The organism is Pseudomonas sp. BN515, assembly GCF_029873155.1.
Taxonomy (GTDB): Bacteria; Pseudomonadota; Gammaproteobacteria; order Pseudomonadales; family Pseudomonadaceae; genus Metapseudomonas.
Genome location: NZ_SSOH01000048.1, coordinates 12,622 through 29,112 on the forward strand (window position 1 = coordinate 12,622; position 16,491 = coordinate 29,112).

Below are 16,491 nucleotides of genomic sequence, written 5' to 3' on the forward strand. Positions count from 1 at the left end.
AATGCAGACTCCAGCTGCCGGTACCGGTAGCACCGTGCCCTTGAAAGGCATGCGCAAAATGATCGCTGCGAAGATGAGCGAGAGCCTGCAGACTGCAGCACAACTCACTCACCATGCCGAGTGCGAACTGACTGCCCTTCAGGCTAAAAGAGCGGAGCTGAAGGCTGCGGGTAGCGTGGTGTCGCTCCAGGACCTGCTGCTGTTCGAGATCGTACGAACCCTGAAGGACCACCCGGGACTCAATGCGACCCTGACGGATAATCAGATCACGCGGCACGGTTCGGTGCATTTGGGGTTGGCGATCCCGCTGCCGGACGATCTCCTGGTGGCGCCTGCGCTGTTCGATGCCGATCAGCTGGATGCGGAGGGCCTGGCGCTGGCACGCCGGGCCCTGGTGGACAAGGCACTGTCCGGCAAACTCTCGGTGAAGGAGCTAACGGGTGCCACGGTGACCGTGACCAACCTGGGGCTGTCGCGGGTGCGTTTTTTCACCCCCATTCTCAATGTTCCCCAGGTGGCCATCATCGGACTAGGAGGCGTCCAGCGTCGACTGCAACGGGACACCGATGGTTCTTTGGTGGAGCGCGATTTCATGGGTCTTTCGCTGACCTTCGATCACCGGGCTGTCAACGGCGCACCTGCCGCGGACTTCATCGATGACCTGTGCCAGCGAATCGAAGGAGGCGAGCTGTCATGAGCCAGATCTGGCGTGTCAGTGTCGAGGCTGGCCTGGAAGCTGAGCGGCAGCTGTTCGACCGTGTGCACGCCGGCGAGGAAGAGTGGGGCGTGTTGTTATGGCGGCCCTCTGATTCCGCTTTGGTCATGCCCCGCAGGCTTAGCCGGCTTCCGGGGTTCATGGCGGCGGACATCAGCTGTGCCGCGCTGGGCTGGCCCATCGCATTGCGAGACACCGGTGGCGAACCGGTACCGCAGTCGCCGGCGGTGCTCAATGTGGCCTTGGCCTACGTCGTGCCGCTGGAGGAAGACGAACAGTCGCGGATAGAGGCTGCCTATCTGCGACTGTGTGAACCCATCTGCCAGTGGTTGAGCGGCATGGGGCTGCTACCTGGTCTCGGGGAGGTTCCCGGCGCGTTCTGTGACGGTCGGTTCAACGTGACCCTGGGGCGCCGCAAGCTGGTGGGAACCGCGCAACGTTGGCGGCGGCGTGCAGCAGATAATCGCCTGGTGGTGCTGGTTCATGGCGCAATCCTGTTCGAGGACCAGCGAGAGGCCATGGTCGATGTGGTCAATCGCTTCTACCAGAGCTGCGGTCTGGAGCAACGATGTCGAGCCGCCAGTCACGTGTCTCTGGATGAGTGGTTGGCTCCGGTGTGGCAGGAAGCGAAAAGCCTCGCTGGCTGGTTTGAAACTCCTTGGGAGGCTTGGTCACCCAACAGGGGGGCTGGCAATCAGATAGCTTTCTGTTGATCCGTCGCCTGGTTTCCAAGCAAAGCACGATCCTCAAAGAACGTTCCTGTCGTAGTGGGCGCAAGGAAGCGCCTGCTATGGGCCCCGGCCAGGTATAAACGGCGCAGGCAGCGGATACAGGCGGTTGGGCAGTTTCCCTGGTCCCCAGAGCCGACTGGGCGCGTGGTGCATCAATGGTCAGGCTGCACTTTATGCGCCCGTTCAGTACCACCCTCAGGACCGCGGGTCGAGCCCGAAGACGCGGAGCTCTTGCTCGCACCGGCAGGCCTTCGCAATGCGCGCGGCCCACGCGACGGCCTCCTCGCGCGAGGGCAGTTCGAGCACGGTGAAGCCGCCGTCAAGCGAGGGCGCCCAAGGGTAGCCGCCCTCGGTGACTGACCCGTCGGCTGAGACGAGCACGGGCGGCGCGTCTTCGTCGATGCCGCCGGCGAATACGTAAACGCCAGCGGCCTTCGCCTCTTCGATCACGGTGTGCGCGTCGCGGCCCACCGCCTCCAACTCGCCCTCGGGCACGACCATCGCCGCACTGGGAAAGGAGATCAGGTACTTGGCCATGGTGCGCTTTCCTTGGAGATTGATGACGGTGGTGACGTGCGTGTGCGGCCTGACTACATGGCATTGCTGAGGGCGGGCCGCGGCATTGGCTCTCCCTTAGCAGGCGGACAGCGAACGCGTTTACTCATCAGTCTAGCCCGTCATGATGCAGCTCCTTGCCGGCGCCTCAAGCCGAAGCAACCCACTCGGCGCCGCGCTCGGCGATCATGATCGAGGCCGCGTTGGTGTTGCCGCCGACCAGCGTCGGCATGACCGAGGCATCGATCACCCGCAGGCCATCGATGCCTTTCACGCGCAAGCGGCTGTCGACCACGGCCATTTCGTCCTGGCCCATCTTGCAGGTACCGACCGGGTGGTAGATGGAGTCCGTACGTTTGCGCAACAGCTCGATCAGTTGCTCGTCGCTGTGCAGGTCCTTGCTGTAGAGGTCCTTGAGGCCGAAGCGCGCCATGGGGGCCTGGCTGACGATCTCGCGGGCCATGCGATAGCCCTTGAGCAGCGTCCGTACATCATCGTCGTGGCCGAGGAAATTCGGGTCGATACGCGGTGCCGCGCTCGGGTCGGCGGAGGCCAGTCCCACGTTGCCGATGCTCTTGGGCCGCAGCACGCAGACGTGGCAACTGAATCCATGCCCCCAGTGGAACTTGCGGTTGTGGTCGTCCACCGAGCCTATCACCGAGTGCAACTGGATATCCGGGCGCGCCAGGTTCGCATCGGTCTTGAGGAAGCCGCCACCTTCGGCGCAGTTGCTCGACAGCGGGCCACGCCGGCGGCGCAGGTAATCGAACAGCGCCTTGCTCATTTTCGGCGTGCCACTGACCGACACGCCCAGCAGCGAGGTGTCGCTGCTCTTGTAGCAGAGCACGACGTCCGGGTGGTCCTGCAGGTTTTGGCCGACGCCCGGCAGCTCGTGCTGCACGGCAATGCCCTGGGGCTTGAGTTCCGCCTCCGGACCGATGCCGGAGAGCATCAGCAGGTGCGGACTGCCAAAGGCGCCGGCGGCCAACAGGACTTCCTTGCGCGCCTTCAGTTGCAGGTGCACGCCGTTGACCCGCACCTGGACACCGACGGCCTGTTTGCCTTCGAGCAGGACGCGCTCGGCGTGGGCACCGGTCAGCACGGTGAGGTTGCTACGTTCACGGATCGGTTTGAGGAAGGCCGTGGCGGTGCTCCAACGGCGGCCGTCGCGGATGGTCACGTCGTAGTAGCCGACACCTTCCTGCTGCGTGCCATTGAAGTCGGGATTGAAGCGGTGGCCGGCGTTGATCGCGGCTTCGACAAACGCCTCGGTTGCGGTGTGGCGATGGGCTCGGCTGACGTACAGTTCGCCGTCCCCGCCGTGGTATTCGCTGCTGCCGCTGTGGTGCATCTCGCTCTTGCGGAAGTAGGGCAGCACATCGGCGAAGGACCAGCCATCGTTGCCCAGCGCCTGCCAATCGTCGAAGTCACTCTGGTGACCGCGGATGTAGATCATGCCGTTGATCGAGCTGCTGCCACCCAGCACCTTGCCGCGCGGCTGGTAGCCGAGACGCCCGCCCAGTCCCGGTTGCGCGACGGTTTTAAAAGCCCAGTTGACGTGGCGGGTCGGCAGGATCGCCGCCATGCCGACCGGAATATGGATCAGTGGCGAGCTGTCTTCGGGGCCGGCTTCCAGCAGGCAGACGCGGGTATCCGGATTGGCGCTCAGACGATTGGCCAGGACGCAGCCGGCAGAGCCGGCGCCAACGATGATGTAGTCGAATTCCATCTTTGCGGGTCTCGAATAGGTGGGCCAGGAAGGAGGTGGGCAGCTTGATTGCCGGCCCGTTAGCCATCCCAGTCCGTGTGGTCGTTGACGAAGCGCAGGATGCGCTGGGCGGCTGCACGGGCCTGGGGCAGGGCAGCGATCATCTGGAAGACATGGGGAAGCCGCTGCCAGATCTCCAGCTGCACCCGCACACCGGCGGCGTCGGCCAAGGCTGCGGCCCGCACGGAGTCATCCAGCAGCATTTCCGTGCTGCCCACCTGGAACAGCAGCGGGGGAAGGCCGCTGAAATCCCCGAACAGGGGCGATACCGACGGTTGCGAATAGGTCTCGGCGGGTGCGTAGAAACCACGGATTCCAACCGCGAAGGCCAGGTTGAAGATCGGGTCGTGCGGCGCATTTCCCAGCGCGCTTGTGCCACTGAGGGTGAAGTCCAGGAAGGGCGAGAGCAGCACCGCGCAGCCAGGCAGCGGCCGGTCGGAAGCCTTGAGGTGCTGCAGTGTGGCCATGACCAGGTTGCCACCCGCGGAATCGCCGGCGATGACGATGTCCTTGGCCTTGATGCCCTGATCCAGCAACCACTGGTAGGCGGCAAGGCATTCTTCCAGTGCAGTGGGATAGGGGTGCTCGGGAGCCAGACGGTAGTCCAGCATCAGCGCCCGGGCTTTCAGGGGCTGACACCAGGACGCCACCATGGCGGCGTACACATCGGGCGTGTAAGCCACGAATGCGCCGCCGTGGATATAGAGCAGTACCCGTTCCTGGCGGCAACCCTTGGGCGACAGCCACTGGGCAGCGACACCGTTGCAGTCCACGCTTTCGCGTTGCACGCCAGCCAGGGCACGGGGCGCCTGGCGATTCAGCTGGCGGAATTTTTCGCGCAGTTTCGGAATGTCGATGTGCAATCCATGCCGCGACTTCACCGAGAGGCGCAGCAGCAGATTGAGCAGCTCGCTGGTCCAGCGGCCCCGGGTTGGATGGATGACATGAGTGAAGGCCTGGGCATTCGTCGTCATGGCGCTACCTCAGGCCCGGGCCGGGTTGGCGGTCGGCCAGCGGTACCCGCGCAGCTGTTCACGCAATTGCACCTTGCTGATCTTGCCGGTCGCGGTATGTGGAATTTCGTCGACGAACACCACGTCATCGGGAATGCAGAACTTGGCGACCTTGCCCGGGTACTGGGCCAGGATGTCCTCGCGGCTGACGCCCTGGTCCGCTTTTTTCACGACCACCAGTAACGGGCGCTCATCCCATTTCGGATGTGCGATGCCCAGCGCAGCCGCTTCGGCGACCGCCGGGTGGCCCATGGCAATGTTTTCCAGATCGATGGAGCTTATCCACTCGCCACCGGACTTGATGACATCCTTGGAGCGGTCGGTGATCTGCATGAAACCGTCCTGGTCCAGGGTGGCCACATCGCCTGTCGGGAACCAGCCGTCCAGCAGCGGGCTGTCATCCTTGCGGAAGTACTGGCTGAGAACCCAGTGGCCGCGGACCAGCAGAGCGCCCGAGGTCTTGCCATCGCGAGGCAGGGCGTTGCCGTTGTCGTCGACGATTTTCAGGTCGATGCCGAATGGCGGGCGGCCCTGCTTGACCTCGATGGCGAAGCGCGCCTCCTCGCTCAGTTTGAGGTGCGATTCCTTGAGCGTACTGACGGTGCCCAGCGGCGACATTTCCGTCATGCCCCAGGCATGTTGAATCTTGATGCCGAAGTCTTTCTCGTAACTCTTCATCAGGGCCGGAGGGCAAGCCGCGCCGCCAACGACCATGCGCTTGATGCTCGACAGTGCCGAGCCGCTCTTCTGCATGTACTGCAGCACGGCCAGCCACACGGTGGGTACGCCGGCGGAGAAGGTGACGCCCTCATTCTCGAACAGCTCGAAGACGCTTTCGCCATCCAGGGCGGCGCCCGGAAACACCAGCTTGGCGCCCACCAGTGGCGCCGAGTATGGAAGGCCCCAGGCATTGACGTGGAACATGGGCACCACGGGTGCGATCACGTCACGCCCGGAGAGGGCGAGGGCGTCAGGTAGCGAGCTGGCGAGGGCGTGCAGCAGGGTCGAGCGGTGGGAGTAGAGCACGCCTTTGGGATTGCCCGTGGTTCCCGAGGTGTAGCAAAGGGCGGCCGCCGAGTTTTCATCGAGCTGTGGCCACGCAAAGTCTGCGGACTCTTCGGCCAGCAGGTCCTCGTAGCAGAGCAGGTTCGGGATGTTCAGGGCCGGCATGTGCGCAGGGGCGGTCATGGCGACCCAGTACTTCACGCTCGGGCAGTGCGCTGCGATGGATTCGACCAGTGATGCAAAGCTCAGGTCGAAGAACACGACGCTGTCTTCGGCATCGTTGGCGATCCAGGTGATCTGTTCCGGGAACAGGCGTGGATTGATGGTATGGGTGATCGCTCCCATGCCCGAGATCGCGTAGTACAGCTCGAAGTGGCGATAGCCGTTCCACGCCAGGGTGCCGACGCGGTCGCCCTGCTGAACGCCGAGCTTCTTCAGCGCATTGGCGGCTTTCCTGGCGCGCTGATGCGCGTCGGCATAGGTATAGCGGTGAAGCGTACCTTCGACGGTGCGGGAAACGATTTCAGTGTCGCCGTGATAGCGCTCTGCATGTTCCAGCAGGGAAGAGACGATCAGCGGCAGCTTCATCATTTGACCGTGCATGCTTACTCCCCCTGAGCTTCACGAGTGATGATCACGGGCTTCGCGTCTCGAGATACGGCCAATGGCGTGACGTTGGAGGAGGGCGTGCTCGCTTTTCTGGCGGGCAGGAACTCCAGGCGGCTGTCCTCGACGGCGTCTTTGAGCAGCATCTTCTTGTCCGGGCCGTAGTTCATGGCGACCTGCCAGGGATAGGTTTTCCCCTGGCGCGGCAGGAACTGCTGATCGCGCTGGATATAGCCCGACTTCATCGAGTGCATGATGCTGTGGGGAGTGGAGTTCTCGCCGTTGTCGTGCGGGATGACGACTTCAAGACGGTTCTTTTCCATGTAGGAGAACAGGCGGCACAGGTACTGCGCCGAGACGCTGACCTTCAGGGTCCAGGCCGCGTTGGTATAGCCGAACAGCCAGGCAATGTTGGGCAGGTCTTCCAGCAACACGCCCTTGTAGGTCATCCGATCGCCAATGGCGCGCGGTACGTCATCCACCGACAGCTCCATGCCGCCAAGTAGCTGCAGTTGCAGGCCGGTCGCGGTGATGATGATGTCCGCTTCCAGCTCCTTGCCGGATTTCAGCAGGATGCCTTTCTTCGTGAAGCGCTCGATCTGGTCGGTCTCGACGGAGGCCTTGCCATCGCGAATGGCCTTGAACATGTCCCCACCGGGCACGGCGCAAAGGCGTTCGTCCCAGGGCATGTACTTGGGCGTGAAATGGCGCATGTCGACGTCCGGACCAACCTGCTTGCGCACGTGGGATAGCAGGAAGCTGCGCATCAGCTTCGGCCAGCGCCGGCAGACCGCGTAGATGGCGCGGTACATCAGGATGTTGCGTTTACGGGCCAGTTTGAGCGCCCACTCGCTCGGCATGATGCGAGACAGCGCGAGCGTCAGTACATCATTGGACGGCAGCGCATAGATGTACGAAGGCGAGCGTTGCAGCATGGTGATGTGCCTGGCGGTGTTCGCCATGGCTGGAATCAGCGTAGCGGCGGTAGCCCCGCTGCCAATCACAACGACCTTCTTGCCCTTGTAGTCCAGGTTTTCCGGCCAGTGCTGCGGGTGGATCTTGATGCCTTTGAAGCTTTCCTCCCCGGGGAATTGGGGCAGGAAACCGTCATCCTGGTTGTAGTAGCCGGTGCAGCACAGCAACTGCTTGCAGCTGTAGGTGCGCACAGTACCGCTGGGCTCGTGCAGGGCGGTTAGCTGCCACAGTCGCAATTCACTGGACCAGTTGGCGCGCGTGACCTTCAGGCCATATTGGATTTTGTCGGTGATGCCGAACTCGGCTGCGGTGTTCTGGATGTAACGGCGAATCTCGGCGCCGTCGGCCAGTATCTTCGGGCTGTTCCAGAGGCGGAACTTGTAGCCATAGCTGAGCATGTCCGAATCGGAGCGAATTCCCGGGTAGCGGAAGAGATCCCAGGTCCCGCCGATACGCTCGCGGCGCTCCAGAATGGCCAGGCTCTTGTTCGGGAATTCTTTGGTGAGATGGCAGGCAGTGCCAATGCCCGACAAGCCGGCGCCAATGATCAGGATGTCGAAATGGTTGTTGCTCATATGGATCTCCGTGCTCATCGAGGTAAGCAGGGCAATTGATTGATGGAGTCGGCTTAGCCCTGGAGGCGTCCCATGAACAGCGATGCTCGGTGAGCTGCAATGGCGAGGTGCGCACTGCCCGAACGGTCCAGGAAAGCGGTCGCAGGTGCATTGGGCAGGGCAAGGGGGATGGCGATGCCGGCGTCGGCATGGGGAAGGTTTGTGGCGTCTTTCATGAGCTGAGCTCCTGAAGCTTTTGTTGTTTTGCTGGACTGTAATCCGCTGCAAAAATTTACGCAACAGATGTTATGCAAATAAATCGTTACGTAAAATAAGGCCGACCTGCGGTTGCAGGGCGTGCGTGTTTTGCAGCAGGCGTTGCGCGGGTGGGAGATGGCGAGCGTCCCTGCCCGCCAGCGGGTCAGTGGGCGCTGTGGGGTTGCGTTGGCGCCAGTCCGGATAGGTAGTGGGCGGTGGCCTTGAGCTCCTCATCCGAAAGCGAGCTGGCCATCGCGTTCATGGCCTTGGCGGGGTCCTGGCGCTGGCCGTGCTTGAATGCCTTCAACTGATCCGAGAGATAACCCTCGCCCTGGCCGGCGATACGGGGTCCGAGCGGGCTGCCGGAGAGGCTTTCTCCGTGGCAGGCAATGCATCCTCTGACGGCTACCACTGCCTCTCCGCGTTTTGCCAGGGCGTCGTCCCGCTCAGGTGCCTCCGTCGTTTCCGGCCGCTGGCGGGAGAAGTAGTCCGCCAGGGACTTGATCTGCGTATCGCTCAGGTTCGCCGCCAGCGGCCCCATCTGCGCGCTGTGCCGCCGACCCTCCGCGAAGGCATGCAACTGCGCTTCGATGTAGGCCGCTGGCTGGCCGGCGAGAGCGGCGTACTGCGCATCCCGGGGCTGGCCGTTGACGCCGTGGCAGAGCGCGCAGGAATCCTGGACCTGCGGCCAGGCGCCGCCATTGGCTTCGTAGCTGGCGTAGTACCGGTCGAGGGCGTCCATGAAGCGATAACCAGCCAGCAGTTCCGGCCCAACCGTGGCTGCCGCTGCTGTCAGTCCTGCCGCCACTAGTGCGCCGACGATAAGAAAAGCTCGTTTCATCATGCGCTCCTCCTGGCTTTTACCAGCGCCTGGAGCGCCTCGAGTGCTGCCCGGTGGCCGGAGCGCACTGCGCCGTCCATGGAGCTGGTCCAGATATCGGCCGTTTCGGTACCGGACCAGATCAGGCGACCGACCGAGGGTTTCAGGTACTGGCCCCATTTCGTCAGGAAGCCCGGCGGGATGGAGCCGACGCAGGTCAGGGTCCAGGGGTCGACCTTGCCCCAGTCATGGTCGTGGAACTGGGTGGGGTGCAGCGCCTCGTCGCCCAGTACCTCGGCGTAGATGGCCGACAGGGTGCTCTCGGCGCGCTTGGGATCCTGGGGCAGTTGTGCGGTCCTGACGAAGGCGCTGAGCACGCCGACGCTGCCGTCCGGCGGCGAGTTGTCGTAGGAGAGGATCAGCGGTCCATCGGCCTGGGTGATCTGGCCGTTGAGGCCCTGTTCCCGCCAGAACGGACGCGGATAGACATGCACGGTCTTGCGCATGGGGGCGTGGGAGGGCCAGAGGCGGTGCAGCTCTGCGCGTCCTTCGGGAAGCGGTGGGTCGAAGGTGATCTGGTTGCACAGCGCCGGGTGCAGCGCGGCGATGACCTGGCGGGCGCGGATGATGCCCTGGTCGGTATGGATTTCGACGATTTCGCTGTCCCAGCCGACGATCTTGCGCACCGGGCACGAAAGCCGGACCTTGTCGCCCAGCGCTTGCGCCATCCGCGTGCTCAGGATCTGCGAGCCGCCGACGAAGCGGGTTTCCTGGGCGCCGCCCTTGAACCCCTCGAGCTTTTCCATGCTGCAGTCGGCGGAGTTGATGAGGGAGAGGTAATGCAGCAGCGCCAGGTTCGAAGGGGGCGTGCCGGTGGTCAGTCCGATGGACGAATCGAAGCTGAGCCTGGCCACGTTGTCGAGCCCCTGCTGTGAGAGCCACTGTCCGACCGACAGTTTGTCGAGGGAGGCTGCCTCCGCTGCCGTCCAGGGCTCCTTGCTGGGAACGCCCCGCGCCAGTTCATTGAGCTTTTCCGTGATCGGAGAGCCTGAGCCCTGCCTATCGGACAGGTCCTCCTCGTACCTGGCGCCGCCCACCAGGTACACGTTCTTGCCCTGGTAGTAGGTGGGGAAGGTATCGACCTCCAGTTCGCGGGCCAGGTCGAAGATGGCGGTCTGGCCGGGGCCGATCCATTGGCCGCCGGCTTCCGAGACGACGCCGTTGCCCAGGTCGTGGTTGAGGGTGCGCCCGCCCACGCGGTCCCGGGCCTCCAGCACGGTGAAGGAGTCGCAGCCTGCCCGCTTCAGGTCCCGTGCGGCGGTGAGGCCCGCCAGCCCTGCGCCAATGATGGCCACGTCCAGGACATCGTCCTGTCCTTCCCGCAGCACATTGGCTGTGACTCGTCCGCTGAGCGCTATCCCGCCCATTAGTGCCGCGCTTCCCATCGCCTGCAGAAGCAGGCGTCGCTGGCGTGCAGTCAGCGATAAATCATGGTTTTCAGATTCCATCTTCGCCTCGGTCAGCTCTGTTGTTTTAATTAAAATAACCAATGTTACGTAAAATAACTCACAACAGATGCGGTGCAAAGCGAAGAATGTCGGGAGGGGGAAGGATTGCGGACGAGGCCAGGGCAGGCTGAAAAGCACCCGCGCAGACAGCACGGAGCACGCGGTTGCGAGGCCCGTGGAGGGGAGGGAATACGGGAGAGGAGAGATGAAGACGGGCCCGGTGCGGGGCCCGTCGAGGTGAGGCTTACAGCGTGGCGGCTTTGGTTCGGGACGAGCGTTTGGGGGGCTTCGGCGGGGAAATCAGGGTGATCAGCGCATCGATCAGGGCCTGCCCGCGTTCCGCGCTGAAACGCTCGGGTTCGATCGGCAGCATCATCAACCAGCCGTCGCTGATGGCGCTGACCTGGTCGGCCAGCAGCTCGGCGGCGATATCGTCGCGAATCTTGCCCTGCTGCTGTCCTTCTTCCAGCACCGAGGTGAACACCTGGCGGAAGCGTGCATAGCGCTGCTTGATGACCCCGCCGAACGCGGGCTCGTGGCGGGCATGGGTGAGCAGTTGCAGCCAGGCAAGCCAGTTGTCCGGCTGGTCGGAGCTGATCCAATCCAGCCACTGCTGGATGAGTGACTTGATATCGAACTGCTCGCGGTTGGTTTCCAGCAGCGCGTCGACCCTGTCGAACAGATCCTGAGCCACGGCGCCGACCATTTCTTCCTTGTTGGCGAAGTAGTAGGTCACTGCGCCCGTGGTGCAGCCAGCGTGTTGCGCCACCCGGCGCATCGACGCTCCGGCATAGCCTTCCTGGGCGATCACCGCAATGGCCGCCGCCAGCAGCTCGGCTCGCTTGGCGTTGTGGTCGCCAACCGGCCGGCCCCGGCGCGCGACGGGTTTGGCCTCGTCTTCGCTCGCGCTGTGGATTTCGGCGGTACGGCGGGCTTTGGAGTCAGGCATAGGTGCTCGAGAAGATGGTCAAGTCAGTTGAAGAAGTCGTTGCCCCTGGTCGTTACCGGCGGAGGCGCGCCTCAGCATAGGGAAATTGTCTTGATAAAGCATCCGGCGCGCCATCGGGTTTCGTCCCGTTCTCCCGGGACAGAACCTGGGGGTCCCAGCTGTAGTTCGCAAGGAAGAACCCCGGCACCAGGCTGGGTTCAGGTATCGCCGCATCCGGCGACGGCTACCGCGCGGATCTCCACTCGCAGTTCGGGCAGGGCGAGTTGCGAAATGCCGATGGCGGTCCAGGACGGGTAGCGGTCGGGGAAGTACTGATCCTTGACCTTGGCGAAGGTCGGCATGTCGGCCTGCATGTCGGTGTGGAAGGTCATCAGCTCCACCACATCGGCCAGGCTGGCGCCGGCCGCTTCGAGGACGGACTTCAGGGCCTGGAAGGCCAATTGCGCCTGCTCCTCGATGCCATCGCCGGGCTTCATGGCGCCGTCGATCCCCACCTGGCCGGAGACCCAGATCATGTCGCCCACGCGGGTGGCCTGGGAAAAGTGGAAGTTGTCGTAGAACACCTGGGTCGGCGGCGGATTGATGCACTGTCGCTTGAGGCTCTGGGTACTCATCGGTGGGCTCCTCTCAAACGAGCTGGCGGAAGGTCGGGTGGCGGAAGGGTTCGCCGGCGTTCAGGGTCGACAGCTGCTCGGTGAACAGGACGCCTTGTGTCGGGTAGCCCGAATCGCTGTGTTCCGGCAGCGGGTGGAAGGTGGCGTCGTCACCGAAGAAGCGGAAGACGAAGGTGTGGCGATCCGGGAAGTCCGCGTCGACCGGCGCGCCGCCGTGGAGCGATCCGGGATGCAGCAGTACCACGTCGCCGGGCTCGGTGGCCCAGGAGAGGATCTCGTAGACGTCGGGGTTCAGACGGCGCTCGGCTTCGACATCCGGGAGGCGGGGCAGGTCGCCGCCATGCAGGGGTTGGGTCGGGTCATTGGGGTCGCGGAACGTGGTGCCGTCGTAGCGTGGTCCGAGATGGGAGCCACGAATGATCTCCAGGGCATTCTTCCGGGGAACGGACTCGAAGCTGATCCAGGCGTTGCCCCAGTGCTTGCCGGCCCAGGGCAGGTAAGAGGTGTCCTGGTGCCAGAGCGTACGAGAACCATGGCCGCCGGCCTTGAGGAACACCTCTTCGGCGAAGTACCAGACATTTTCCGAGCCCCAGAGATCGGCGAACAGCTGGCCGAAAGGCAGGGAGGACACCAGTTCCTCCAGTCGTTCCTTGGCCAAGGGGTTGGCGTTGTCGACATGGGACTGCTGCTCGGATCCATTGAACATCCGGGTGGCGTGTGGGCCATGGTTTTCCACGGCCCAGTCGAAGGCCGCGCGGCATTGTGCCAGCTGATCCGCATTCAACAGGCCCTTGATCAGGACCGCCCCGTCTTCCAGAAACGCCTTGCGCAGAGAGTCGTTCATGGTGCTGTCTCCTCTGAGTTTTCTCTCGGATGAAGGGGAGACTAGCAGTGCGATTTAATTAACGCAACGGATGTTATTTTAATTTTCAGGCCCAGATCAGTCGGTGTCTGGAGTCGCTCTGATTGGGGGCGATTTCATTTCTGTAGGGGCGAATTCATTCGCCAAGCAGGCCGAAGGTCTGCCCTGGGGTCTTGAAGGGGGCAGCTGCGCCGCCCTTGGCGAATGAATTCGCCCCTACAAGATGGGTTCGTCCCACAGGGAGGACACCCACAAAAAAAACCGGCAGGCGTGAAGGCGCCTGCCGGAAATCGAGGGTTCGAATCAGTGGGAGATGCAGACCGACTTCAGCTCGGTGTACGCCTCGATCACTGCGCGGCCGAACTCGCGGCCCGGCTTTCCGTGCTCAATGCGCTTGCCCAGGTGCACCAGTACCTGGGGGGATTCGAGCGCATTCGCCAGGTGGTCCGCCTGGAGGGGTACGTGGCGTGTGATGAAGGCTTCATGGGGCATCCGCAGGTACTGGACGGGGCATCCGAACTGCCGGCCAGTGTCTTCGAAAGCCGGGCCGGCCATGTGCGTTCGGTGTGCGGGGTTCGCAACCTGCCGGGCAATTTGCCGGTTGCCGTTGCCCTTACCTTCGAGCTCGATCCCGGAATGACCTGTTGAAGCAGTAGTGCCTTGCAGGGAGAGGCTCGGTCCTTCGCGAAAGGCCTAACGCCAACGGCCTGACCAGTGCCCTTGGTTCGCGGACCATGAGGTCATGGATGCTGGACTGCATGCGCTCAACTACCTGCCGCCGTCGGTGAGGGCGGGGCGGAATCACCGACATCGACGTGCTGGGCGCCATCGATTGCTCTGCTAACCCCCGAACTTCCTGCGCGTTGGCTCCACCCGCAAGTCTCTCGTAGTCGATCCCCTACAGACACGTGCTCGTAACCACGACAACAGGTCCCCGCGATCGACTATGCCGATAGGTGCCTGGATTCCATACAGTGACTTCGCTGCCGCTTTGGCCCTGGCGAAACCAGAAGGTTGCAGAAATCTGAGCTAATCAATCGAAGACCTGCCTTTTACAGGAGGCCCCGCATGAACTTCCCGAACAGACGCACTGAATCGGCTCTCCAGACCCAGGATTTCCTGATCGGGCTGACACGTGACGCCGATCTACCAGATTCTGTCCGGCAGGAAGTCGGCTGGTTGCTGCGGCATTATCCGAATTTCCTGCAGGGCAGGATGGTTGTTGCCGGCACAACTGACACAGGAGCCCTTCGGGAAGAAGCTGCCCATGCCGGGCAGTGATGACGTGGGGTAACCACGAGACACGGATGTGCCAATAATGAGAAAGCCCAGCCAGGACGCTGGGCTTTTTGTTGTGGTCGACAGTGAAGTCGCCTAACCGATGGCCGAATATCGACCTCGTTCCGGTGCGGCGCTATAGTCCGCGACCTTCCGACCCCTCACGGCACCGCGCTATGGATGAAGATCTCGACCTCCACGAACCCGAGCACGATCACCTGCTCGACAACGACGACGACCTGGGCGACGAGTGCTTCGATGACGAGGACCTCGACCCGATCGATGCGTCGGAAGGGGAGTGCGAGTACTGCGGCGAGTTGACCGAAAGCGTCGACCGGCGCGGCCATTTCGTGTGCGGTGACTGCGCCGACTTCGACTGAAGTCAGGCGAAATGCTCGCCCTGGTCCAGCACGGCCAGGGCCCATTCCTCTTGCCCTGGCTCCACCAGGGCGGCTACGCGCCAGGTCCTGACGCGGCCGACATCGACGTGGATGAAACCTTTCGACGGATAGAAGCCCACGCCGCCGGCACCGATGGCGCGTACCAGTTTACCCAAGCGCTCGACGCTCACGCCGGGAATACGGATGTCGGCGGCCATGCCACGGATGTGCAGGGAGTGGCGGGCGGCGCCTTCCAGGGTGGCGTTGTGTTGAGGGGTGCGATAGCCGCTGTTGACCAGGATGCGCGTGGGCAGCTTGTTGATGCGCAGCCAGGCCTGGATCAGGAACAGCAGGTCGAGCAGTTTGACGTTGATCTTCACCGTGCTCTTGTACTTCACGTCCCGCAGGATGCGGCAGCCCTGGCGATAGCCATCGAGGTCCCAGCCCTTGCCTTTGCGGAAATAGCAGAAGGTGACGACTTCACCGGATGCCGGGCGTTCCAGGCGCAGGTGCCGATCGCGGTTGAGCAGGCGGGCGTGAAGGTTGCGGGGGCGCAGGGTCACTTCGATGCGGGTGGCCAGGGCATCGCCTGTGACCAGGGCGGCACCGAGGGCGGCGAAGGCCTGGAGTACCTGGCGTCTGGACAATCCGGGAGTGGAAGCAGCCATGGTGACCGCTCGCAGGGAGGACGAGGTTGTCGACTATACACCCGGTCGCGAAAGCTACAGAAGATCTGCGAAAAAGCCCCGCAAATGCGGGGCTTTTCGTTACTCAGCGATGGCCTCTCCTGTGTCCATCCCGGTCATCGTGGTCCCGGTGGCCGTCCCAGCCTCCGCGGTAATGGTCGTGATCGTAGTGATGGATGATGCAGCCGCCGCTGCTGGCGAGTACCACGGCCAGCAGCGCGATTTTCACGACATTGGCAAGCATGGGCGGTACCTCTCGAGGTACGGGAAACGCATTTCCCATGTCCTTGAGACAGGCAACCGGAGGAAAGGGTCGACTCGAATCAGTCTTCGGGCTTTTCCAGGCGACGGGCGATCTGTTCCAGCAGGATCAGGTCCTGCTCGACCAGCCGGCCTTCGGTGGCGGCAAGCGTGAGGCGATCGAGCACCTGGCGTGAGCGTGGGCTGAGATTCTGTTCAGGGTCGTAACGACCCTCTTTGGATTCGGCGATCTGCATGACGGGATTGAGCAGGTCGTTGAGCGATACCTCCAGCGCTTTGGCGATGCGCCTGAGGTCTTCGAACGAGGGCTCGCGGGTATCCCGTTCGTAGTTACCGATCCGGGATTGGGATTCCCACCCGCACTCGTTGGCCAGGGCCTGCTGAGAGAGTCCTTTCAGCTTTCTGTAGTGCGCAATGCGCGATCCAAGCGTATTCATGCCGCGAATCTTAATGACGGAATGAATCGTCCTTGGCTCACTTATCGTGTTTGCCTGATTAGCAAAACGTGATTATCGTAGGCCGCAATCGACGGATTGCCAAGAGCACTCAAGGATGATGAGGAAAACCCGCAAGGGCGGGGGAGGTTCGCCACCAGGGAAGTGGCCGCCCGGGAGTTCGACCTGCCGAGTGGTGAACGAACCTGGCGCCGGAAGTCGTGATCCGGCGTGGCGTGCCTGTCCGATGACTAGCAGATGGACCTGGGCTACCGGACCGCCTGGGCGACGATCCGAATACCCCGGGCTGGCAGGATGAAGCCGAATCGGTAGGGTGCGCCGTGTGTTCAGCCGGTATACATGGGTAACGCTTGTCGGGAGACATGGGTAACGGGTGGATAGTCATGGCTTGGGTTGCCTGAGATCAATCTGGCGCACGGTCTTGTGGATGAACACCACGTCGAAGACGCCGTCGGTCGCGGTCGGACGGATGGCAACCCGCTCTCCCGCCAGGCCGCC

19 protein-coding genes are annotated in these 16,491 nt (G+C 63.0%); 4 read left to right on the forward strand and 15 right to left on the reverse strand.

Annotation, left to right across the window (positions count from 1 at the left end):
• The first annotated feature begins 1 nt into the window (after nucleotide 1).
• Both E8E91_RS12345 and E8E91_RS12350 read left to right on the forward strand, forming a co-directional pair.
• Nucleotides 2–697: a 2-oxo acid dehydrogenase subunit E2 gene (locus E8E91_RS12345; RefSeq protein ID WP_280375989.1), complete on the forward strand. Its 696-nt coding sequence runs from the start codon at nucleotides 2–4 to the stop codon at nucleotides 695–697.
• Nucleotides 694–1,428 (forward strand): lipoate--protein ligase family protein, encoded by a 735-nt coding sequence (locus E8E91_RS12350; protein WP_280375973.1) that lies wholly within the window; start codon nucleotides 694–696, stop codon nucleotides 1,426–1,428. The genes E8E91_RS12345 and E8E91_RS12350 overlap by 4 nt, the downstream gene beginning before the upstream one ends.
• Before the next feature lie 213 nt (nucleotides 1,429–1,641).
• Here the strand turns inward: E8E91_RS12350 and E8E91_RS12355 are convergent, their stop codons facing one another.
• The 12 genes from E8E91_RS12355 to E8E91_RS12410 all read right to left on the reverse strand — a co-directional run bounded on the left by E8E91_RS12355 (nucleotide 1,642) and on the right by E8E91_RS12410 (nucleotide 13,488).
• Nucleotides 1,642–1,983: a transcription initiation protein gene (locus tag E8E91_RS12355; protein WP_280375974.1), complete on the reverse strand. Its 342-nt coding sequence runs from the start codon at nucleotides 1,981–1,983 to the stop codon at nucleotides 1,642–1,644.
• A 166-nt stretch (nucleotides 1,984–2,149) separates the two neighbouring features.
• A complete protein-coding gene (locus E8E91_RS12360; protein ID WP_280375975.1) occupies nucleotides 2,150–3,730 on the reverse strand; it encodes a choline dehydrogenase in 1,581 nt (526 codons plus the stop codon).
• Between the two features lie 59 nt (nucleotides 3,731–3,789).
• On the reverse strand, nucleotides 3,790–4,743 hold the full coding sequence (locus E8E91_RS12365) for an alpha/beta hydrolase (protein WP_280375976.1): 954 nt from the start codon (nucleotides 4,741–4,743) through the stop codon (nucleotides 3,790–3,792).
• A 9-nt stretch (nucleotides 4,744–4,752) separates the two neighbouring features.
• Nucleotides 4,753–6,390 (reverse strand): 3-(methylthio)propionyl-CoA ligase, encoded by a 1,638-nt coding sequence (locus tag E8E91_RS12370; RefSeq protein WP_280375977.1) that lies wholly within the window; start codon nucleotides 6,388–6,390, stop codon nucleotides 4,753–4,755.
• A 2-nt stretch (nucleotides 6,391–6,392) separates the two neighbouring features.
• On the reverse strand, nucleotides 6,393–7,943 hold the full coding sequence (locus tag E8E91_RS12375) for an NAD(P)/FAD-dependent oxidoreductase (protein WP_280375978.1): 1,551 nt from the start codon (nucleotides 7,941–7,943) through the stop codon (nucleotides 6,393–6,395).
• A 53-nt stretch (nucleotides 7,944–7,996) separates the two neighbouring features.
• Nucleotides 7,997–8,158, reverse strand: coding sequence for a hypothetical protein (locus E8E91_RS12380; RefSeq protein WP_280375979.1), 162 nt, complete (start codon nucleotides 8,156–8,158; stop codon nucleotides 7,997–7,999).
• Between the two features lie 185 nt (nucleotides 8,159–8,343).
• Nucleotides 8,344–9,024, reverse strand: coding sequence for a c-type cytochrome (locus E8E91_RS12385; protein ID WP_348532217.1), 681 nt, complete (start codon nucleotides 9,022–9,024; stop codon nucleotides 8,344–8,346).
• The gene (locus tag E8E91_RS12390) at nucleotides 9,021–10,508 is read right to left on the reverse strand and encodes an FAD-dependent oxidoreductase (protein WP_280375980.1); all 1,488 of its coding nucleotides are present in this window, start codon (nucleotides 10,506–10,508) and stop codon (nucleotides 9,021–9,023) included. Before E8E91_RS12390 ends, E8E91_RS12385 begins: the two co-directional genes overlap by 4 nt.
• A 244-nt stretch (nucleotides 10,509–10,752) precedes the next feature.
• A complete protein-coding gene (locus tag E8E91_RS12395; protein WP_280375981.1) occupies nucleotides 10,753–11,457 on the reverse strand; it encodes a TetR/AcrR family transcriptional regulator in 705 nt (234 codons plus the stop codon).
• A gap of 197 nt (nucleotides 11,458–11,654) precedes the next feature.
• Nucleotides 11,655–12,071: a RidA family protein gene (locus tag E8E91_RS12400; protein ID WP_280375982.1), complete on the reverse strand. Its 417-nt coding sequence runs from the start codon at nucleotides 12,069–12,071 to the stop codon at nucleotides 11,655–11,657.
• Nucleotides 12,072–12,084: 13 nt separating this feature from the next.
• The gene (locus E8E91_RS12405; RefSeq protein WP_280365076.1) at nucleotides 12,085–12,915 is read right to left on the reverse strand and encodes a phytanoyl-CoA dioxygenase family protein; all 831 of its coding nucleotides are present in this window, start codon (nucleotides 12,913–12,915) and stop codon (nucleotides 12,085–12,087) included.
• A 321-nt stretch (nucleotides 12,916–13,236) separates the two neighbouring features.
• Nucleotides 13,237–13,488, reverse strand: coding sequence for a hypothetical protein (locus tag E8E91_RS12410; RefSeq protein WP_280375983.1), 252 nt, complete (start codon nucleotides 13,486–13,488; stop codon nucleotides 13,237–13,239).
• A gap of 513 nt (nucleotides 13,489–14,001) precedes the next feature.
• Here E8E91_RS12410 and E8E91_RS12415 point away from each other — a divergent pair.
• Together E8E91_RS12415 and E8E91_RS12420 are read left to right on the forward strand one after the other, a co-directional pair.
• Nucleotides 14,002–14,214: a BPSL0761 family protein gene (locus E8E91_RS12415; RefSeq protein WP_280375984.1), complete on the forward strand. Its 213-nt coding sequence runs from the start codon at nucleotides 14,002–14,004 to the stop codon at nucleotides 14,212–14,214.
• Between the two features lie 173 nt (nucleotides 14,215–14,387).
• Nucleotides 14,388–14,591: a hypothetical protein gene (locus tag E8E91_RS12420; protein WP_280375985.1), complete on the forward strand. Its 204-nt coding sequence runs from the start codon at nucleotides 14,388–14,390 to the stop codon at nucleotides 14,589–14,591.
• A gap of 2 nt (nucleotides 14,592–14,593) precedes the next feature.
• Here E8E91_RS12420 and E8E91_RS12425 read toward each other — a convergent pair whose 3' ends face one another.
• The 3 genes from E8E91_RS12425 to E8E91_RS12435 all read right to left on the reverse strand — a co-directional run bounded on the left by E8E91_RS12425 (nucleotide 14,594) and on the right by E8E91_RS12435 (nucleotide 15,975).
• The gene (locus tag E8E91_RS12425) at nucleotides 14,594–15,259 is read right to left on the reverse strand and encodes a DUF882 domain-containing protein (protein WP_280375986.1); all 666 of its coding nucleotides are present in this window, start codon (nucleotides 15,257–15,259) and stop codon (nucleotides 14,594–14,596) included.
• 103 nt (nucleotides 15,260–15,362) lie between these two features.
• Nucleotides 15,363–15,521 (reverse strand): hypothetical protein, encoded by a 159-nt coding sequence (locus E8E91_RS12430; protein ID WP_190828203.1) that lies wholly within the window; start codon nucleotides 15,519–15,521, stop codon nucleotides 15,363–15,365.
• A gap of 79 nt (nucleotides 15,522–15,600) precedes the next feature.
• On the reverse strand, nucleotides 15,601–15,975 hold the full coding sequence (locus E8E91_RS12435) for a helix-turn-helix transcriptional regulator (protein WP_280375988.1): 375 nt from the start codon (nucleotides 15,973–15,975) through the stop codon (nucleotides 15,601–15,603).
• Nucleotides 15,976–16,491 lie beyond the last annotated feature (516 nt).